Raw genomic sequence first — 15181 nt, 5'->3', positions numbered from 1 at the left:
CGGAATCTCAAAATGCATTTCGCAATTTATGCACGACTGTCAGGTGGCGTGATCACTCCGCCGCAGGGGTTCCGCGCACAACCACGCCCATATCGTCGCTCTCGCGAACCTGACGCAGGCGTTCTTCGGCCTCGTCGGCCTCACGCTGACGATCCCACATCGAGGCATAAAGGCCCTTGTGCTTCAGAAGCTGGCGGTGAGTGCCGCGCTCGGCAATCAAACCGTCCTTGAGCACGATGATTTCATCCGCACCGATGACCGTCGAAAGACGGTGCGCGATAACCAGTGTCGTGCGGCCACGGCTGACAATATCCAGCGCTGACTGGATTTCCTGCTCAGTCGCCGTATCCAGCGCCGAGGTCGCTTCGTCAAGGATCAGAATCGGCGGCGCTTTCAGGATCGTGCGTGCGATCGCGACGCGCTGCTTTTCACCGCCTGAAAGCTTCAGACCGCGCTCGCCGACCATGGCCTTGTAGCCGTCCGGCAGATGCCGGATGAAACGAGAGATCTGCGCCATATCGGCTGCCTTCTCCACCTCTTTCTCGGTCGCATCGGTGCGGCCATAGCGAATATTATAGGCGATGGTGTCGTTGAACAGCACCGTATCCTGCGGCACCATGCCGATGACCTTGCGCAGGCTTTCCTGCGTCACGTCACGCACGTCCTGCCCGTCGATGGTCACCGAGCCCGACTGGATATCGTAGAAGCGGAACAGCAACCGCGAGATCGTGGACTTGCCAGCGCCCGAAGGCCCGACTATCGCCACCGTCTTGCCTGCTGGCACCTCGAAGCTGATGCCCTTGAGGATCGGACGGCTGGAATCATAGGCAAAGTGCACGTCATCAAAGCGGATCGCGCCCTTGTCGACCTGCACCGGCTTGGCGCCCGGCTTGTCGCTCACTTCCTGCTTCACATCGAGCAGGTCGAACATCTGTTCAATATCGGTCAGGCCCTGACGGATTTCGCGATAGATGAAGCCGATGAAGTTGAGTGGAATGGAAAGCTGCATCAGCAGCGCGTTGATGAAGACGAAGTCGCCGATGGATTGCGTTCCAGCGCGCACTTCCAGCGCCGACATGACCATGACAATCGCCATGCCCACGCCGAAGATCACGGCCTGACCGAAGTTCAACCAACCGAGCGAGGTCCAGGTCTGGGTTGCAGCCTTTTCATAACGCGCCATGGAGGCGTCGAAGCGCTGGGCTTCCATCGTCTCATTGCCGAAATACTTCACCGTTTCGAAGTTCAGCAGGGAGTCGATGGCCTTAGTGTTGGCGTCCGTATCGGAATCATTCATCTCGCGACGGATGTTGATGCGCCAGTCGCTCGCCTTGATGGTGAACCAGGTATAGAACACCACCGTCGCCGCCACGACGACCAGATAGGAAATGCCGTAGGAGACCGCGAAGATCACCGCCGTCATCGCAAATTCCAGAATGGTCGGCAGCGTGTTGAGAATGGTGAAGCGGACGATAGTTTCGATGCCCTTCGTGCCGCGCTCGATCACGCGCGACAGACCGCCCGTGCGCCGCTCCAGATGGAAGCGCAGCGAAAGCTGGTGCATGTGCACGAATGTGCGATAGGCAAGCTGACGCACTGCATATTGGCCGACACTGGCGAACAAGGCGTCGCGCAGCTGGTTGAGACCGGCCTGCACGATCCTCGATCCGTTATAGGCCACCACGAGCATGACCGCGCCGGTCAGGAACAGCGGCACATAGCCCGGCGCATGCAACTGTCCGTTCAGCGCGTTCGTCGCCCATTTGAAGAAATAGGGAACGAGAATGAGAACGATCTTCGAAATGACCAGATAGAACGTTGCCCAAACCACGCGCATGCGCAGGTCCGGCCTGTCCTCGGGCCACATATAGGGCCAGAGATTGCGCAGGGTCTTGAATGTTTCGCCGGATTCGGCAGAAACCGTTTTAGAGGAGCTCATCAGGCGTTCTTTCGGGTCAGATCATAACGTGCAACAACCACCGGCAAATGCGGCAAGGTGGGTGCGAATGGCATTGATTTGCTGCCAGTTGACGCTGTAGCGCGAAGACTGGCGTTCGGGTCGATAGTCGATCAGCCTTGCGGTCACGAGAACCTTCAAATGCTGGGAAACGGTGGATTGGGCGAGATCGAGCCTGCCGACAATGTCTTTGCAGCAGCAGGCGTCCTCAAGGATCAGCTGTCGTAAAATGGCGATACGCACGGGATGGCCCAGCGCAGCATAAATCCGCGCGGCATCCTCGTCGTCTTTCGCCATCGAGCCAAGATCGGCTGCGACCTGATCATTCATGGAAATCTTCATCGTATATCGACGATATACGATTATACCTTAAAGCACAAGATTTCGCGGCGGTTTTTCCAAAAAACGCCGCGAAAGTAAAAACAAGCTATCGTGATTATTGAGTAGAACTACAATTGCAAATTCGTCAGACCGTGGCGAAACGAGTGATTTTCGAGCACCGGAGTACAGGAAATTGCGCGTTGCAGACCGGCATCACGAAGAATGCAACTGTAGTGGTAGAACGAAACCTGATCAGTTCTGCGGTTACTGCGTCTGGCGCTGCACTTCCTCGTCGCCCAAAGGCTCCTTCGGCATGTGGAACACCTGCCCCGGCCAGATGAGATCGGGGTTTTTGATCTGCTCACGATTGGCAAGATAGATGGTCGTGTAGCGCGTGCCCTTGCCGTAAGCGCGCTTGGAGATCGTCCACAGATTGTCACCGCGGCGAATAATCACCGAACCGTCAACCTTCTGCAGCGCGGCATTGTCCGCGACGCCTGCTTCGGCCGGACCGCTGCTTGCGGGCGCGACTGCCGAAATATTGGCGCCAGCCTCACGACGGAACGGCACGCGCGCCGTGGCGATGACACGGTTTGCATTATCGAGAAGATCGGCGCGAATGATGTAATCGGCCACGGCAAGCGGCTGTTTGCTCTGCACAAGGAAACGGCCCTCCGGCGTAACGGCGCTGGAGCCGATCAGAATATCATTGGCATGGACGATCACGCGGTTTCCGCCCTTGGCATTGCCTGCCACGAAGATGGCGTCGCCTTCGATTTCCACTGCCTCGATGGCAATCGGAAGTTCTTCAGCAGGCTTGGCCTGCGAGGCCCCACCTTCGGCTGGCGTTGTTGCAGCACCCGTCGCACCGTCTGTCGGCTGCGCCGGTGCGGTTTCCGGCCTGGTGATCAGGCGGCTTGCTTCGCCCGGCTCTTCAACCAGCGCCAGAACCTGTCCACCCTTTGAATCCGGCACGGAGACAATGGCCGTCTGGGCCGATGTGGCAACCTTGTCCTGTCCCGAGGCGCGCAGCACGAGCTGATGATCGCCCGGCTTCAGCGGCTCGTCCAGCACCACGACGAAATCGCCATTGGGGCCTGCCTTGGCTTTACCCACGACACTTGAGCCAGCCACGACTTCCACATCCGAATTCGGCATGGCCTTGCCGGCAATCACCACGGAACCATCCGGCTCCACGCGCAAGACGTCGAAGATCGGCGTCTGGTGCTGTTGTTCCGGTTCAGCGGCGGCCTGATCGGCAGGGGCCATCGGCTTGTCGGCCTTTGGCGCAGCCTCGGCAGATTGCGCGGGCTTTGGTGCCTCTGTCTGAGGTGCTTGCGGCTGTGCAGCCTGCTGTTCGCCGCCGGAAGCAGCGGGCGCGGAAACACCAGCCTTTGGTGCTTCCGGCTCTGTCTTCTTTGCATTCCAGTAAAGGCCAAGCCCGACAATCACGGCCAGCAGGCCAGCGCCGAGCAATCCAAAGCTATTCTTCTGCATTTCGTTCCGAGACCCACGCCAGAGATTAGCGCGTTTCCAGTTAAAACGAAGACGTTGAAACCGCGCTATCTATTTTTTCTGCGCATTATCCAACGCAAAAGCGCTTCGCACTTTTGCTGGAAATGCTCATTAGAATGGGTTTATAGCTTTTGGCTTCCCCCCACAACAAATCTGCACTGAATTAGCGAAAGCTACGAGGGTTTTTCTTAGCTTGCTTATTGTTCTGCACAGTTTGTCGGCTTTTCCTGTTCAGGATCGTCCATGAGGTTGTAAAGACTGGCCTCCTGACCCTTTGTCCACCACACATAGACGCCGCCCGCATATTTTGCGCCGGAGCCTGAAAGCACGTTGGAAGCGATGACGGTTTCATCGTCCAGCTCAAGCTCGGCAAGCGAAATGTCACCGGCATTGTAATAGGTTACGGACACATCCTTTTCACCGCATTTATAAAGGACGGAATTGGTCGTTACAGCCGTATCGTCCGGCAGCTTGATGGTGATTTCAGCAGCCGATGCCGCAGAGGCGGTCAGGGAGAGCGCAAAAAGCGCGACGGACAATTTCATGGATGAAAACATTTTCAAATTCACTCCGATTTGATTTGAAATACAGGAGGTAGGATAGCCGCCGTCAATGTACAGGACATGAACGGATTTTGCGTCGCTGCGGCGTGACGCCCGACTTGACGCTCGCGCATCAAAAGCCCAAAAAAGCACTATGTCTGAGATTCGATCCATTTGCGTTTATTGCGGCTCTTCCATGGGCCAGAACCCCATCTATCGCGAAGCTGGCCTTGCCCTTGGCCGCTCCATCGCCGAGCATGGCCTGCGCCTTGTTTACGGCGGCGGTACAAGAGGCATCATGGGTGCGGTGTCGCAGGGTGTGATGGAAGCTGGCGGCGAAGTCACCGGCATCATCCCGACCTTCCTGCTCGACAAGGAAGCGAGCCTCGAAAAGGCGGAACAGCTGACAGAGCTGGTCGTCGTTGGTGATATGCACGAGCGCAAGCACCTGATGTTCCAGAAATCGGATGCGTTCGTCACGCTGCCCGGCGGCATCGGCACGGTCGAGGAAATCGTGGAGATGATGACCTGGGCGCAGCTCGGCAAGCATCGCAAGCCGATGGTCTTCGCCAATATCAACAAATTCTGGCAGCCCATGCTGTCGCTGCTCGACCATATGCGCGCGGAAGGCTTTCTCCATACCGCCCATCAGGTGCAGCCGCTGGTGATTGACAAGGCGGAAGACATTGTGCCCGCCATCCTCGCCGCCAATGGCAAACCGCGCGAAGGTGATCCGGAAATCATCGAGAAGATGTAAGCCCTGCTCTCGCAAGAGCGGCTTTCTTATCCGTTACGCACGAAACCATCTGTACCGCCGTACAGATGGTTTTTTGTTGTTTACGCGCCGCTGTCTCTCCGTCGCCACCCTTGCGGCGGGCCTGTCGCTATGGCACATTGAAAGAATATTCAACCATATGGTTGACTATTATCCTGAATGACGTATATTCAACCTTACGGGTGAATAATGAACGATGATGCTCTGTCACATATTCTCAAAGCCGTCGGAGACGTTACGCGACGGCATATCTTGACGCTCCTCGTACAGGAGGGCGCTTCAAGAGTGACCGCGCTCGCCGCTCATTTCGACATGTCGCTCAACTCTGTCTCCAAGCACATCAAGGTACTGGAGGAGGCAGGGCTGGTCACCCGCAAGACTTTGGGCCGCGAGCATTTCATTGCCGCCGAACTGGAACCGGTACGGGAAGTGGAAAACTGGTTCGCGGAACTGAAGTCTGTCTGGGAATTGCGCCTCACGGCGCTGGAGGATGTACTCGTTTCAAAGGAACAGGAAAATGAGTGAGCTTGAACTGACAGTCAATCGCAGGATCGCCGCTCCACGGGAGAAGGTTTTCAACGCATGGCTCTCGCCGTTGACGCTGGCGAAATTCATGCGCGCATCAAGCGACAGCACCGGTCCGTCCGATGTCAGCACGGATGCGGTGAAAGGCGGCCGCTTTTCTATTTTGATGCATATGGTCGACCGCGACGTGCCGCATTCCGGCACCTATTTGGAAATCGATCCGCATTCGCGTCTGGCATTCACGTGGAATTCGCCCCACTCACTGGATGACAGCGTGGTAACGATCGACCTGAAGGAAGTGGATCCGAACACCACCGACATCACACTGAAACAGGTCAAATTCCGCAGCCCCGAAGCGCGCGACGGCCACATCAAGGGCTGGAGCGTCATTCTGACGAATTTCGACGGACTGGCCAGCTGACCCTGCCGATAGAAATGAAAATGCCGGGCGCTCTGCCCGGCATTTTGTTCGTGCGGATAACATCACGATAGTAGCAGATACCCTGTCGGATCGGCTGGGCAGATACCGCCACCACATTGCAGCAACGTGGAAACGCCATTCGCGACCGTTAGAACCATGAACAATGCGATTGGCAGATAGACTGCAGTTTTCATTGTGAGAGCTGGCTGCACCTCACCGAACTGACGATCAAACAGCAGCATGATCGCCGCGCCGGTGATCATGAGCGCGGATATGATGAAGCCCCAAGTGTAAAAATGCAGATCGAGGAAGGCGTTACCATAAGCGCCCGTTCCGGGAACAATATGCAAGAGAACATGCCGGGCTGCGACAGATCCACTGATTGCAGCACCCAAAACGATCAATCCATAATGGCTGGGGCGCATGCCAGTCTTAAGATTCAGCACGAGACCGAACCCGGCCGCGATGATACCGGCGCGCTGCAAGATGCAAAGCGGGCATGGAATATTTCCTTGGACGATCTGATCTGCAAACGCGAACAAGAGCGTGAAACAAACGGCTGACAGCCCAATAATATTGAGCCAGATCGAATATTTTCTGGTCATGTTTGTCCGTATCACAATGCAATATTGATTGAATCCGTGGCATGCAGGCTGAACAAAGCCAAAATGCAGACGACACCACTGCCCCAGAATGCGAGCGCGATGGCCCGCCTTCGAAACCAGGTCGCAATCAGGCCAACAAAGAAGAGAAAAAAGGAAACGCTCATCATCGCAATATTCAGTTCTCAAAAATTTGTGGGAAAGGAATACGCATAGATTCGCATTCCACGGGAAGACCGTAGAACTAATGCAAATACGGTGTATTTTGAAAGCCGCAGAATAGAGGTCGCATAAAGCAACCCCTAAAAACTACTGATTACATTCTTGAGGAAATCGATCGGCGGTCAATCCGTTACTGGTCAAATACCAGCAGATAGGATTGCCACCTATTTCTTCACCAGCGTCACAACCGCTTCCACATGCGGAGACCACAAAAACTGGTCGATAGGTGTGACGCGCTGGATGCGGTAGCCGCCCTTCACCAGAATGGCGAGATCGCGGGCAAGCGTGACCGGATTGCACGATACGGCAACCACCTTTTCAACCTTGGACTTCGCCAGTTCCTGCGCCTGTTCTTCGGCACCTGCACGCGGCGGATCGAAGACAACGGCGTTGTATGGCAGCAATTCCTTCGGCATCAGCGGGCGGCGGAACAGGTCGCGCCGTTCGACGCTCACCGGCTTCAGGCCCTGCACATGGCGCACGCCACGGTCGAGCGCCGCCAGAGCAGCCGCATCGCTTTCGACCGCATGGACAGCACTTTTCTCCGCCATTCGGAGCGCAAAGGTGCCAACGCCGCAGAAAAGATCAGCAACGCGCTTTGCCTTGCCGACATGGTTCAGCACCAGCGCCATCATCGCCTCTTCAGCTTCGGCGGTTGCTTGCAGGAAGCAGCCGGGCGGCACCGGAACCGCAACCTTGCCGAAATGGATCAGCGGCTTTTTCGGCTCGACGATAATTTCGCCTTCATGCGAAAGACGCGCAAAGCCCTTCTTGATGACCAGCGCGGTCAAGGCGCGGCGCTGATCGTCGTCCAGCACGCCGCAACCGCTTGCCGCGAGATCAAGGCCGGATTCCGTCAGCGTTGCCGCCAGTTTGAACGGCTTGGAACCCGGCGCCAGCAATGCGCCCACATCGCGAAGATCGTCGAGGCGGGCGATGATTTCCGGCACGGTGACCGGGCATTCGACAATATCGATGATTTCGTGGCTGAGATGGCGATTGAAGCCGAGCAGTACGCCCTTCTCGGTCTTGCGCGCAGCGAAGACGGCGCGGCGGCGCGTATGTGGTGCGCAGGCCACCAGCGGTTCAACCTCAACATCAATGCCCCTGCCCTTCAGGGCCGAGACAACCAGTTCGCGCTTCCACAGACGGTAGGGTTCATCCTGCCAGTGTTGCAGCGCACAACCGCCGCAGGCTTCGAAATGTTCGCAGGCCGGATCCTGCCGTTCCGGCGAGGTTTCCAGCAATGCGATCAGCGTCGCGCGGTTCTTGTCGCGCGCCACATTGGCCACTTCGCCCGGCAGCGTGAAAGGCACATAGATCTGACCATCGGGAAGATTGGCGACGCCATCGCCGCCCGCACCAATCGAGCGGATATTAACTTGCGTCGTCATCGGTCTTTCTTTCCTGCCAAGAGATATTCACGATTGCCATCACCACCTTCGATGGGTGACGGGCAAAGGCCGAGCGCGCGCCAGCCGGGCTGCGTCTCAAGCCAGAGTTTAAGTTCTTCTGCTATGCGTTCGCCATCCGCAGGGTCACGCAAAATGCCGCCCTTGCCGATGGCTTCACGTCCTGCCTCGAATTGCGGCTTCACGAGAAGCGCGCAGATAGCATCTTTTTGCGCAAAGGCCAATGCCGGGGGCAAAGCGAGCTTTAGCGAGATGAAACTGACATCGGAAACAACGCAATCGATGTCGCGCCCGTCGAGCTGTGCCAACTCCAGCGCGCGGGCATTGACGCCCTCCTTGTTGGTGACGCGGGCGTCGGCGCGCAGGCTCTCATGCAACTGGTCGTGCCCGACATCAATGGCGATGACATGGCTTGCACCGCGTTCCAGCAACACCTGCGTAAAGCCGCCGGTGGATGCGCCGATATCAAGCGCCGTGTGCCCTTCCACATCGAGGTCGAAATGATCAAGCGCCGCAATCAGCTTCAGCGCCGCGCGCGAAACATAGGCGCTGGCCGGATCGTCCACCGCAATTGCAGCATTCTGCGCCACCGTCTGACCCGGCTTGGTGACGGCTTTGCCATCCACCTTGACCGTGCCGCGCTGGATCGCATCGCGGGCGCGCGAGCGCGTGGCAAACAGTCCACGTTCGACCAGCAACTGGTCAAGACGCGGACGACTATCGGCAGATACGCTCATGAGATCACGCCCTGAAATCAGGCACGGAACGGCGTTGCAATGGCTTCCCGACCGAGCGCGGAGAAGACCGTGTGCACAATACCGGCGCGGTCGAGACCGGCGCTGGCATACATCGCATCCGGCTTGCCGTGATCCTGATAGAGGTCGGGCAGCGTCAGCGCACGAACCTTGAGGCCGCGATCCAGCAGACCATCGGTGGCGAGGAATTGCAGCACATGCGAGGCAAAGCCGCCAACCGCGCCCTCCTCGACCGTCACCAGCACTTCATGCTCACGGGCAAGGCGGCGGATCAGATCGTGATCGAGCGGCTTGGCAAAGCGCGCATCGGCAACCGTGGTCGAAAGACCGGCGGCACCCAGCTCATCGGCAGCGGCAAGGCATTCAGCCAAGCGCGTTCCAAACGACAGCAGCGCCACCTTGGTGCCTTCACGAACGATGCGGCCCTTGCCGATTTCCAGCACCGAGCCGCGCTCCGGCAGATCTACGCCAACGCCATCGCCACGCGGATAGCGGAAGGAAATCGGGCTTTCGTCATATTCGGCGGCGGTGCGGACCATGTGGCGCAGTTCGGCCTCGTCGGAAGCAGCCATGACGACAAAGCCCGGCAGCGCGGCAAGGAAACCCGTATCGAAGGAGCCTGCATGGGTGGCGCCGTCGGCACCCACCAGACCGGCGCGGTCGATGGGGAAACGCACCGGCAAGTTCTGGATCGACACATCATGCACGACCTGATCGTAACCACGTTGCAGGAAGGTCGAGTAAATGGCGCAGAACGGCTTGAAGCCCTCGCTGGCGACACCCGCGGCAAAGGTAACCGCGTGCTGCTCGGCAATGCCCACATCGAAAGTGCGCTGCGGGAACACTTCGCCGAAGAGGTCAAGCCCGGTGCCGGTCGGCATGGCGGCAGTGATCGCCACGATCTTGTCGTCGTGACGCGCTTCTTCGATCAGGCTGGTACCGAAAATCTTGGTATAGCTCGGCGCATTGGCAGGCGGCTTCGCCTGCTTGCCGGTGATGACATCGAACTTGTTGACGCCATGATATTTGTCGGCGGCAGCTTCCGCAGGCGCATAACCCTTGCCCTTCTGCGTCACCACATGGATCAGCACAGGGCCCTTTTGCGTATCGCGCACATTTTTCAGCACGGGCAAAAGATGGTCGAGATTATGCCCGTCGATGGGCCCGACATAATAGAAGCCCAGCTCTTCGAACAGCGTACCGCCAGTGAAGAAGGCGCGGGCATATTCTTCCGACTTGCGCGCCTTGTCCTGAAGGAATTTCGGCAGCTTCTGCGCCACCTGCTTGGCAGCTTCACGAACGCTGCGATAGGTGCGGCCCGAAACGAGCCGCGCCAAATAGGCGCTCATCGCCCCGGTTGGCGGCGCAATCGACATATCGTTATCGTTGAGGATCACGATCAGCCGCGCATCCAGTGCACCAGCATTGTTCATCGCTTCATAGGCCATGCCAGCCGACATGGAACCATCGCCGATGACGGCAATGACATTGCGCTTTTCGCCGGAAAGATCGCTTGCAACAGCCATGCCGAGGCCGGCGGAAATCGACGTCGAGGAATGCGCCGCGCCAAACGGATCATATTCGCTCTCGGAACGCTTGGTGAAACCGGACAAGCCGCCTTCCTGCCGCAGCGTGCGGATGCGGTCGCGACGACCGGTCAGGATCTTGTGCGGATAGGCCTGATGGCCGACATCCCAGATGATACGGTCATGCGGCGTGTCGAAGACATGATGGAGCGCAACCGTCAGCTCGACCACGCCCAGCCCCGCGCCCAGATGCCCGCCCGTGGTGGACACGGCGTCGATCAGCTCGGCGCGCAATTCTTCCGCCAGTTGCGGCAGGTCCTGCTCCGGCAAAGCGCGCAGGCGATCCGGGGTCGGCACCTTGTCGAGCAATGGGGTCGTGGGTCGGGACATCGAAACAACCTGTCTTTGGGATTATCTGGATTGGTCGTCGGTATAGCAGCATCGTGGCCAGATCAAGCAGAGCCGACTGAACTGCGCCAATCTAACACGATATGAAGCCAAATTGTGCAAAGCGAAAGCGCGTCGCGTTTTCGCTATTGATCTCTACGCATGTCCTTATTCAGGCAAAGGTATGAAATCCTGTTCGTCGCCCGGCACAATATCGAACCGACCCGTGCGCCATTCTTCCTTGGCCTGCTCGATGCGTTCCTTTGAGGACGAAACGAAGTTCCACCAGATATAACGTTTCGACCCGAGCGCCGCGCCGCCGAAAAGCATGATATGCGCGCCTTCAGGCCCCGCCTGCACGACAATATCGTCACCGGGACGGAAGGCCAAAAGTCTGTCCGGCGGAAACACTTCGCCGCCAACGCCGACATTGCCGCTCAGCGTATAGATCGCGCGTTCTTCCGCTGTCGGCGGAATGGGAAAACGGCCATGCGGCTTGATACGGATATCGGCATAGAGCGTATCAGCATGCTGGATAACAGGCGACTTCAGCCCATGCATCGCCCCGATAATCAGGCGTCCGTCAAATTCGGGATCACTCATCAACGGCAGATCGGGCGCGTTGGTGTGATAGAAATGCGGATCAATTTCTTCCAGCGCATCAGGCAGAGCCAGCCAGGTCTGCACACCGGAAATCGAAAGCGGCCCGTTGCGCTCCTCTTCCGGCGAACGCTCCGAATGCACGATGCCGCGCCCAGCCGTCATGAGGTTCACATCGCCGGGCCGCACCACCATCTCTGTGCCGAGGCTGTCGCGGTGACGGATGTGACCGTCGAAGAGATAGGTCACCGTCGAAAGACCGATATGCGGATGCGGGCGCACATCCAGCGCATCGCCGTCGCGCAAGACTGCCGGACCCATGCGGTCGAAGAAAATGAACGGCCCAACCAGTCTGCGGCGAACAGTCGGCAGCGAGCGGCGCACTTCAAGACCGCCAATATCGCTCGTGCGCGGGATCACCAGCGTCTCAATCGCATCCACTGTCGTCTTGTCGCCAAGCACCGGATCAGGACAGGGGAAAAAGCTCATGAGACACACTCCTTATCTAATCACAGAAGCCTATCGAGCTTACCGGATCGCACAAAACAAAACCGCACCGGCAGGCCGGTGCGGTCCGCATTCATCAATATGGCATTGGCTCAGTGCTTTTCCACCAAGCGCCAATGCGTTTTCTGCAATTATTTTAAGGCTTCTGCAGCAGCTTGGAAAGCTCGTTCGTGTCCGGCACCTGACCGTTGGCGGTCAGCTTGTCCACCAGACCCGGCAAGACTTGCGAAAGCTGGTTCAGCAGTTCCTGCTGGTCGATGCCTGCATGCTGGGCGATTTCGCTGAGCGTCTTCTGGCCGATGGCATCGCCAAGCTGGCCCGGCTCGATGGAATGGTTCTGCCCCTGGCCGACCCAGGATTCCACCTTTTCACCAAGACCAGCCTGATTGAGCTGTTCCAGAAGGCCGCCGAGGCCACCGCTAAGCGGACCTGGCGCGGACGGTGCAGCCGAAGCATTGCCAGCAGCGGCGCCACCAAGCAGGCCGCCAAGACCGCCGAGAATGCCGCCAAGCAACCCGCCGCCAGCCTCATTGGCCGCAGTAGGCGAAGCATTGCCAGCAGCACCGCCGCCAAGCAGTCCGCCGAGAAGTCCACCCAAACCGCCTCCAAGGCCGCCGCCAGCCTGCGACTGGTCAGGCACCGGCTGCGCCTGCGTCGGTGCGGGTTCTTCCTTGCTGCCGCCGAGCATCTTGCCGACCAGCAACGCGCCAAGTGCAATCATGATTGGCTTGGCAAGACTGCCGCCGGGGATCGGCGACCCGTTTGAGTTATCGTCGTAACTACCCATGGCGCAATACTCCCTGTTATCCCATGCAGCTGACGTGCACGCGGTAAGTTAAAGTTAAAACGATTTCTCGTTTTGACAAGCATATTAACTTGCCTCTACGCACTAAATATGAAAATTTTCCGTGAGCGCGAAACAAATGTTTATCTGCGCTTCAGGAGATATAAGATGTCTATAATAAGCTGGATCATTCTCGGCCTGATTGCTGGCTTTATCGGCAGCAAAATCGTCAATAAAAGCGGTCAGGGCGTCTTCTTTGACATCGCATTGGGCATTGTCGGCGCAATCGTCGGCGGCGTGCTTTCATCTTCACTTTTCGGACGGGGCGTCACCGGTGCGTTCGATCCGATCAGCCTCATCATCGCCATTGTCGGCGCAGTCATCGTGCTTTGGGCCTATCACGCCATCACGGGCAAACGAAGCATCGGCTAATATATATTGTTTAGTAAATTGCCGGCTCCGGTTTACGCCGGAGCCATTTTTGTTTTAGAGCGCATCCCGAAAAGTGTGAAACGGTTTTCGGATCAGATGCGCGTTAGAATAAAAGATCAAAGCGCATCCATCCGATCCATATGTTGTTGAGCTTATGAGTTTTCTCGAACCCTACATCACGGCCTATGGCGCATTGGCGCTCTTTGTCATCGTCTATTTCGAGTCGTTCGGCGCGCCATTGCCCGGCGAGAGCGCGCTGATCGCAAGCTCGCTTCTGGCGCTGCATGGCACATTGAACATCGAAGCCGTACTGCTCGCGGTATTTGTCGGCGCGGTGCTGGGCGATTGTACCGGCTATCTGATCGGGCGCTTCGGCGGACGCAAGGTGATCCTGCGCTATGGCCATCTGGTGAAGCTGACGCCGGAAAGGCTCAACCAGTTCGAAAAAATGTTCGACAGCAAGGGATTTTATGTCGTCGCAACGGCGCGTTTCGTCGTGCTGCTGCGCCAGCTCAACGGCATTATTGCGGGTTCCATGAAGATGAACCCGCTGCATTTTCTGGCTGCAAATATGATTGGCGCTGCCGGATGGACGCTGTGCTGGGGCCTTGGCCCCTATTTGCTGAGCGGCGTGCTTGCGCCCTATGTTTCTCAACTCAGGGCGCTGTTTTAACTATTCCGCGTCGAGCGGCTCGGTGCCGACGGGCTGGCCGTCGCGACCGATGCGAATCTTCTCGACCTTGTCTTCAGCCGATTTCAGCAGCGTGTCGCAATGCTTTTTCAGCGCTTCGCCGCGCTCATAGATGCGAATGGATTCTTCCAGCGGCACGTCGCCCCGCTCCAGATCGTCGACGATCTTTTCAAGCTGCTTGAGCGCATCCTCGAAGCTCATAACCGCAATATCGGCGTTGGACGGTTCGATTACCATGATTCATCCTTTCAACAGCCGCGTAATATGCGTAGATGCGGACTGCGACAAGCCCTCTAGATCATATCCACCCTCCAGCACACTCACGAGCCGGTGATCGCAATAGCGTTCCGCCCGTTCCATGAGTTTGCCGGTCGCCCAGTCGAAGTCCGCTTCGTCGAGATCGATCTCGGCCAGCGGATCGCGAAAATGAGCATCGAAGCCAGCCGAAATAAGGATCAAATCTGGCCGGAAGTTGTCCAAAGCGGGCAATACACGACTATTAAATGCTTCGCGAAATTCGCGGCTGCCGCTATTGGCCCAAAGCGGCGCGTTGACGATGTTGCCAACGCCGATTTCATCCTTCGCGCCCGTGCCCGGATAGAGCGGAAACTGATGCGTGGAGCAAAACAGAACGCTTGGATCGTCCTGAAAAATATCCTGTGTTCCGTTGCCGTGATGCACATCCCAATCGACGATGGCGACACGCTCTGCGCCGTGATGGCGCTGGGCATGACGCGCGGCAATGGCAATGGAATTGAACAGGCAGAAGCCCATGGCGCGCTCACGTTCGGCATGATGGCCCGGCGGGCGCGCGGCGACGAAACCATTGCTGGCAGCGCCCGAAAACACATCGTCCACCGCTCCCATCGTCGCGCCGATGGCGGTGAGCGCTGCTTCCATGCTTTTCGGGCTGACATAGGTGTCGCCGTCGAGTTTCACGACAGGTTGCGGCGCTTCCTCATCTTCGACCGGCTCCGGTATTTTGGTGCGCACCGCATCGAGATGTTCTTCGGGATGGGCGAGAAGGATCGCATCTTCGCTGGCCTTTGACGCCTCGACACGGTCAAGCCGGTAAAAGTCGGGCCCTTCCAGCTCGCTCATCAGCGCGCGAATACGATCCGGGCGCTCGGGATGCCCGGATGGTGTCAGATGTTCCAGATAGATCGGATGCCAGTAAAGCCGTGTTGTCATGCGTGCATTATAACAG

At 57.8% G+C, this 15181-nt stretch carries 18 protein-coding genes; 5 read left to right on the top strand and 13 right to left on the bottom strand.

The genetic code is table 11. The features are described 5' to 3' along the window. Positions 1-52: 52 nt before the first annotated feature. From FHW03_RS22045 to FHW03_RS22030, 4 genes are all read right to left on the bottom strand, one after another. Positions 53-1939 carry an ABC transporter ATP-binding protein/permease gene (locus FHW03_RS22045; protein ID WP_182522599.1) on the bottom strand — a complete coding sequence of 629 codons (1887 nt, stop codon included), beginning with the start codon at positions 1937-1939 and terminating at the stop codon, positions 53-55. A 21-nt stretch (positions 1940-1960) separates the two neighbouring features. Then, complete coding sequence (locus tag FHW03_RS22040) at positions 1961-2287, bottom strand: metalloregulator ArsR/SmtB family transcription factor (RefSeq protein WP_280991677.1); 327 nt, start codon at positions 2285-2287, stop codon at positions 1961-1963. 255 nt (positions 2288-2542) lie between these two features. Then, positions 2543-3775, bottom strand: coding sequence for an Ig-like domain-containing protein (locus FHW03_RS22035; RefSeq protein WP_182522597.1), 1233 nt, complete (start codon positions 3773-3775; stop codon positions 2543-2545). A 215-nt stretch (positions 3776-3990) separates the two neighbouring features. Then, positions 3991-4338, bottom strand: coding sequence for an MliC family protein (locus FHW03_RS22030; RefSeq protein WP_377515449.1), 348 nt, complete (start codon positions 4336-4338; stop codon positions 3991-3993). Between the two features lie 151 nt (positions 4339-4489). Between FHW03_RS22030 and FHW03_RS22025 the strand changes: the two genes are divergently transcribed. The 3 genes from FHW03_RS22025 (at position 4490) to FHW03_RS22015 (ending at position 6056) form a co-directional block, all read left to right on the top strand. Continuing rightward, complete coding sequence (locus FHW03_RS22025; RefSeq protein ID WP_182522595.1) at positions 4490-5092, top strand: TIGR00730 family Rossman fold protein; 603 nt, start codon at positions 4490-4492, stop codon at positions 5090-5092. 207 nt (positions 5093-5299) lie between these two features. After that, positions 5300-5635, top strand: a complete 336-nt coding sequence (locus FHW03_RS22020) for a helix-turn-helix transcriptional regulator (protein ID WP_138786594.1) — start codon at positions 5300-5302, stop codon at positions 5633-5635. Further along, positions 5628-6056 (top strand): SRPBCC domain-containing protein, encoded by a 429-nt coding sequence (locus FHW03_RS22015; protein ID WP_182522594.1) that lies wholly within the window; start codon positions 5628-5630, stop codon positions 6054-6056. The genes FHW03_RS22020 and FHW03_RS22015 overlap by 8 nt, the downstream gene beginning before the upstream one ends. A 62-nt stretch (positions 6057-6118) precedes the next feature. On the opposite strand, the gene FHW03_RS22010 is transcribed toward FHW03_RS22015, so the two are convergent. The 7 genes from FHW03_RS22010 to FHW03_RS21985 form a co-directional block, all read right to left on the bottom strand. Next, a complete protein-coding gene (locus tag FHW03_RS22010) occupies positions 6119-6661 on the bottom strand; it encodes a disulfide bond formation protein B (protein WP_182522593.1) in 543 nt (180 codons plus the stop codon). A gap of 11 nt (positions 6662-6672) precedes the next feature. Continuing rightward, complete coding sequence (locus FHW03_RS26135; RefSeq protein ID WP_377515480.1) at positions 6673-6825, bottom strand: DUF5993 family protein; 153 nt, start codon at positions 6823-6825, stop codon at positions 6673-6675. Positions 6826-7044: 219 nt separating this feature from the next. Further along, positions 7045-8274, bottom strand: coding sequence for a class I SAM-dependent RNA methyltransferase (locus FHW03_RS22005; RefSeq protein ID WP_182522592.1), 1230 nt, complete (start codon positions 8272-8274; stop codon positions 7045-7047). Continuing rightward, a complete protein-coding gene (locus tag FHW03_RS22000; RefSeq protein WP_182522591.1) occupies positions 8271-9029 on the bottom strand; it encodes a TlyA family RNA methyltransferase in 759 nt (252 codons plus the stop codon). The genes FHW03_RS22005 and FHW03_RS22000 overlap by 4 nt, the downstream gene beginning before the upstream one ends. A 17-nt stretch (positions 9030-9046) precedes the next feature. Further along, on the bottom strand, positions 9047-10963 hold the full coding sequence (dxs, locus tag FHW03_RS21995; protein ID WP_182522590.1) for a 1-deoxy-D-xylulose-5-phosphate synthase: 1917 nt from the start codon (positions 10961-10963) through the stop codon (positions 9047-9049). A gap of 165 nt (positions 10964-11128) precedes the next feature. Continuing rightward, entirely contained in the window at positions 11129-12049 is a 921-nt protein-coding gene (locus FHW03_RS21990; RefSeq protein ID WP_182522589.1) for a pirin family protein, read from the bottom strand. Positions 12050-12203: 154 nt separating this feature from the next. Further along, entirely contained in the window at positions 12204-12854 is a 651-nt protein-coding gene (locus tag FHW03_RS21985) for a YidB family protein (RefSeq protein ID WP_182522588.1), read from the bottom strand. A 165-nt stretch (positions 12855-13019) separates the two neighbouring features. Here FHW03_RS21985 and FHW03_RS21980 point away from each other — a divergent pair, with 165 nt between their 5' ends. Together FHW03_RS21980 and FHW03_RS21975 are read left to right on the top strand one after the other, a co-directional pair. Next, positions 13020-13283, top strand: a complete 264-nt coding sequence (locus FHW03_RS21980) for a GlsB/YeaQ/YmgE family stress response membrane protein (RefSeq protein WP_078338128.1) — start codon at positions 13020-13022, stop codon at positions 13281-13283. A 154-nt stretch (positions 13284-13437) separates the two neighbouring features. Then, a complete protein-coding gene (locus tag FHW03_RS21975) occupies positions 13438-13956 on the top strand; it encodes a DedA family protein (RefSeq protein ID WP_182522587.1) in 519 nt (172 codons plus the stop codon). Here FHW03_RS21975 and FHW03_RS21970 read toward each other — a convergent pair whose 3' ends face one another. Both FHW03_RS21970 and FHW03_RS21965 read right to left on the bottom strand, forming a co-directional pair. Next, entirely contained in the window at positions 13957-14211 is a 255-nt protein-coding gene (locus tag FHW03_RS21970) for an exodeoxyribonuclease VII small subunit (protein WP_182522586.1), read from the bottom strand. Positions 14212-14214: 3 nt separating this feature from the next. Further along, a complete protein-coding gene (locus tag FHW03_RS21965) occupies positions 14215-15165 on the bottom strand; it encodes a histone deacetylase family protein (protein WP_182522585.1) in 951 nt (316 codons plus the stop codon). Positions 15166-15181 lie beyond the last annotated feature (16 nt).

The organism is Ochrobactrum sp. RH2CCR150 (assembly GCA_014138095.1).
Lineage (GTDB): Bacteria > Pseudomonadota > Alphaproteobacteria > Rhizobiales > Rhizobiaceae > Brucella > Brucella gambitense.
The sequence above is the reverse complement of the archived record's forward strand: the minus strand, read 5'-3'. Positions and strand labels throughout refer to the sequence as shown.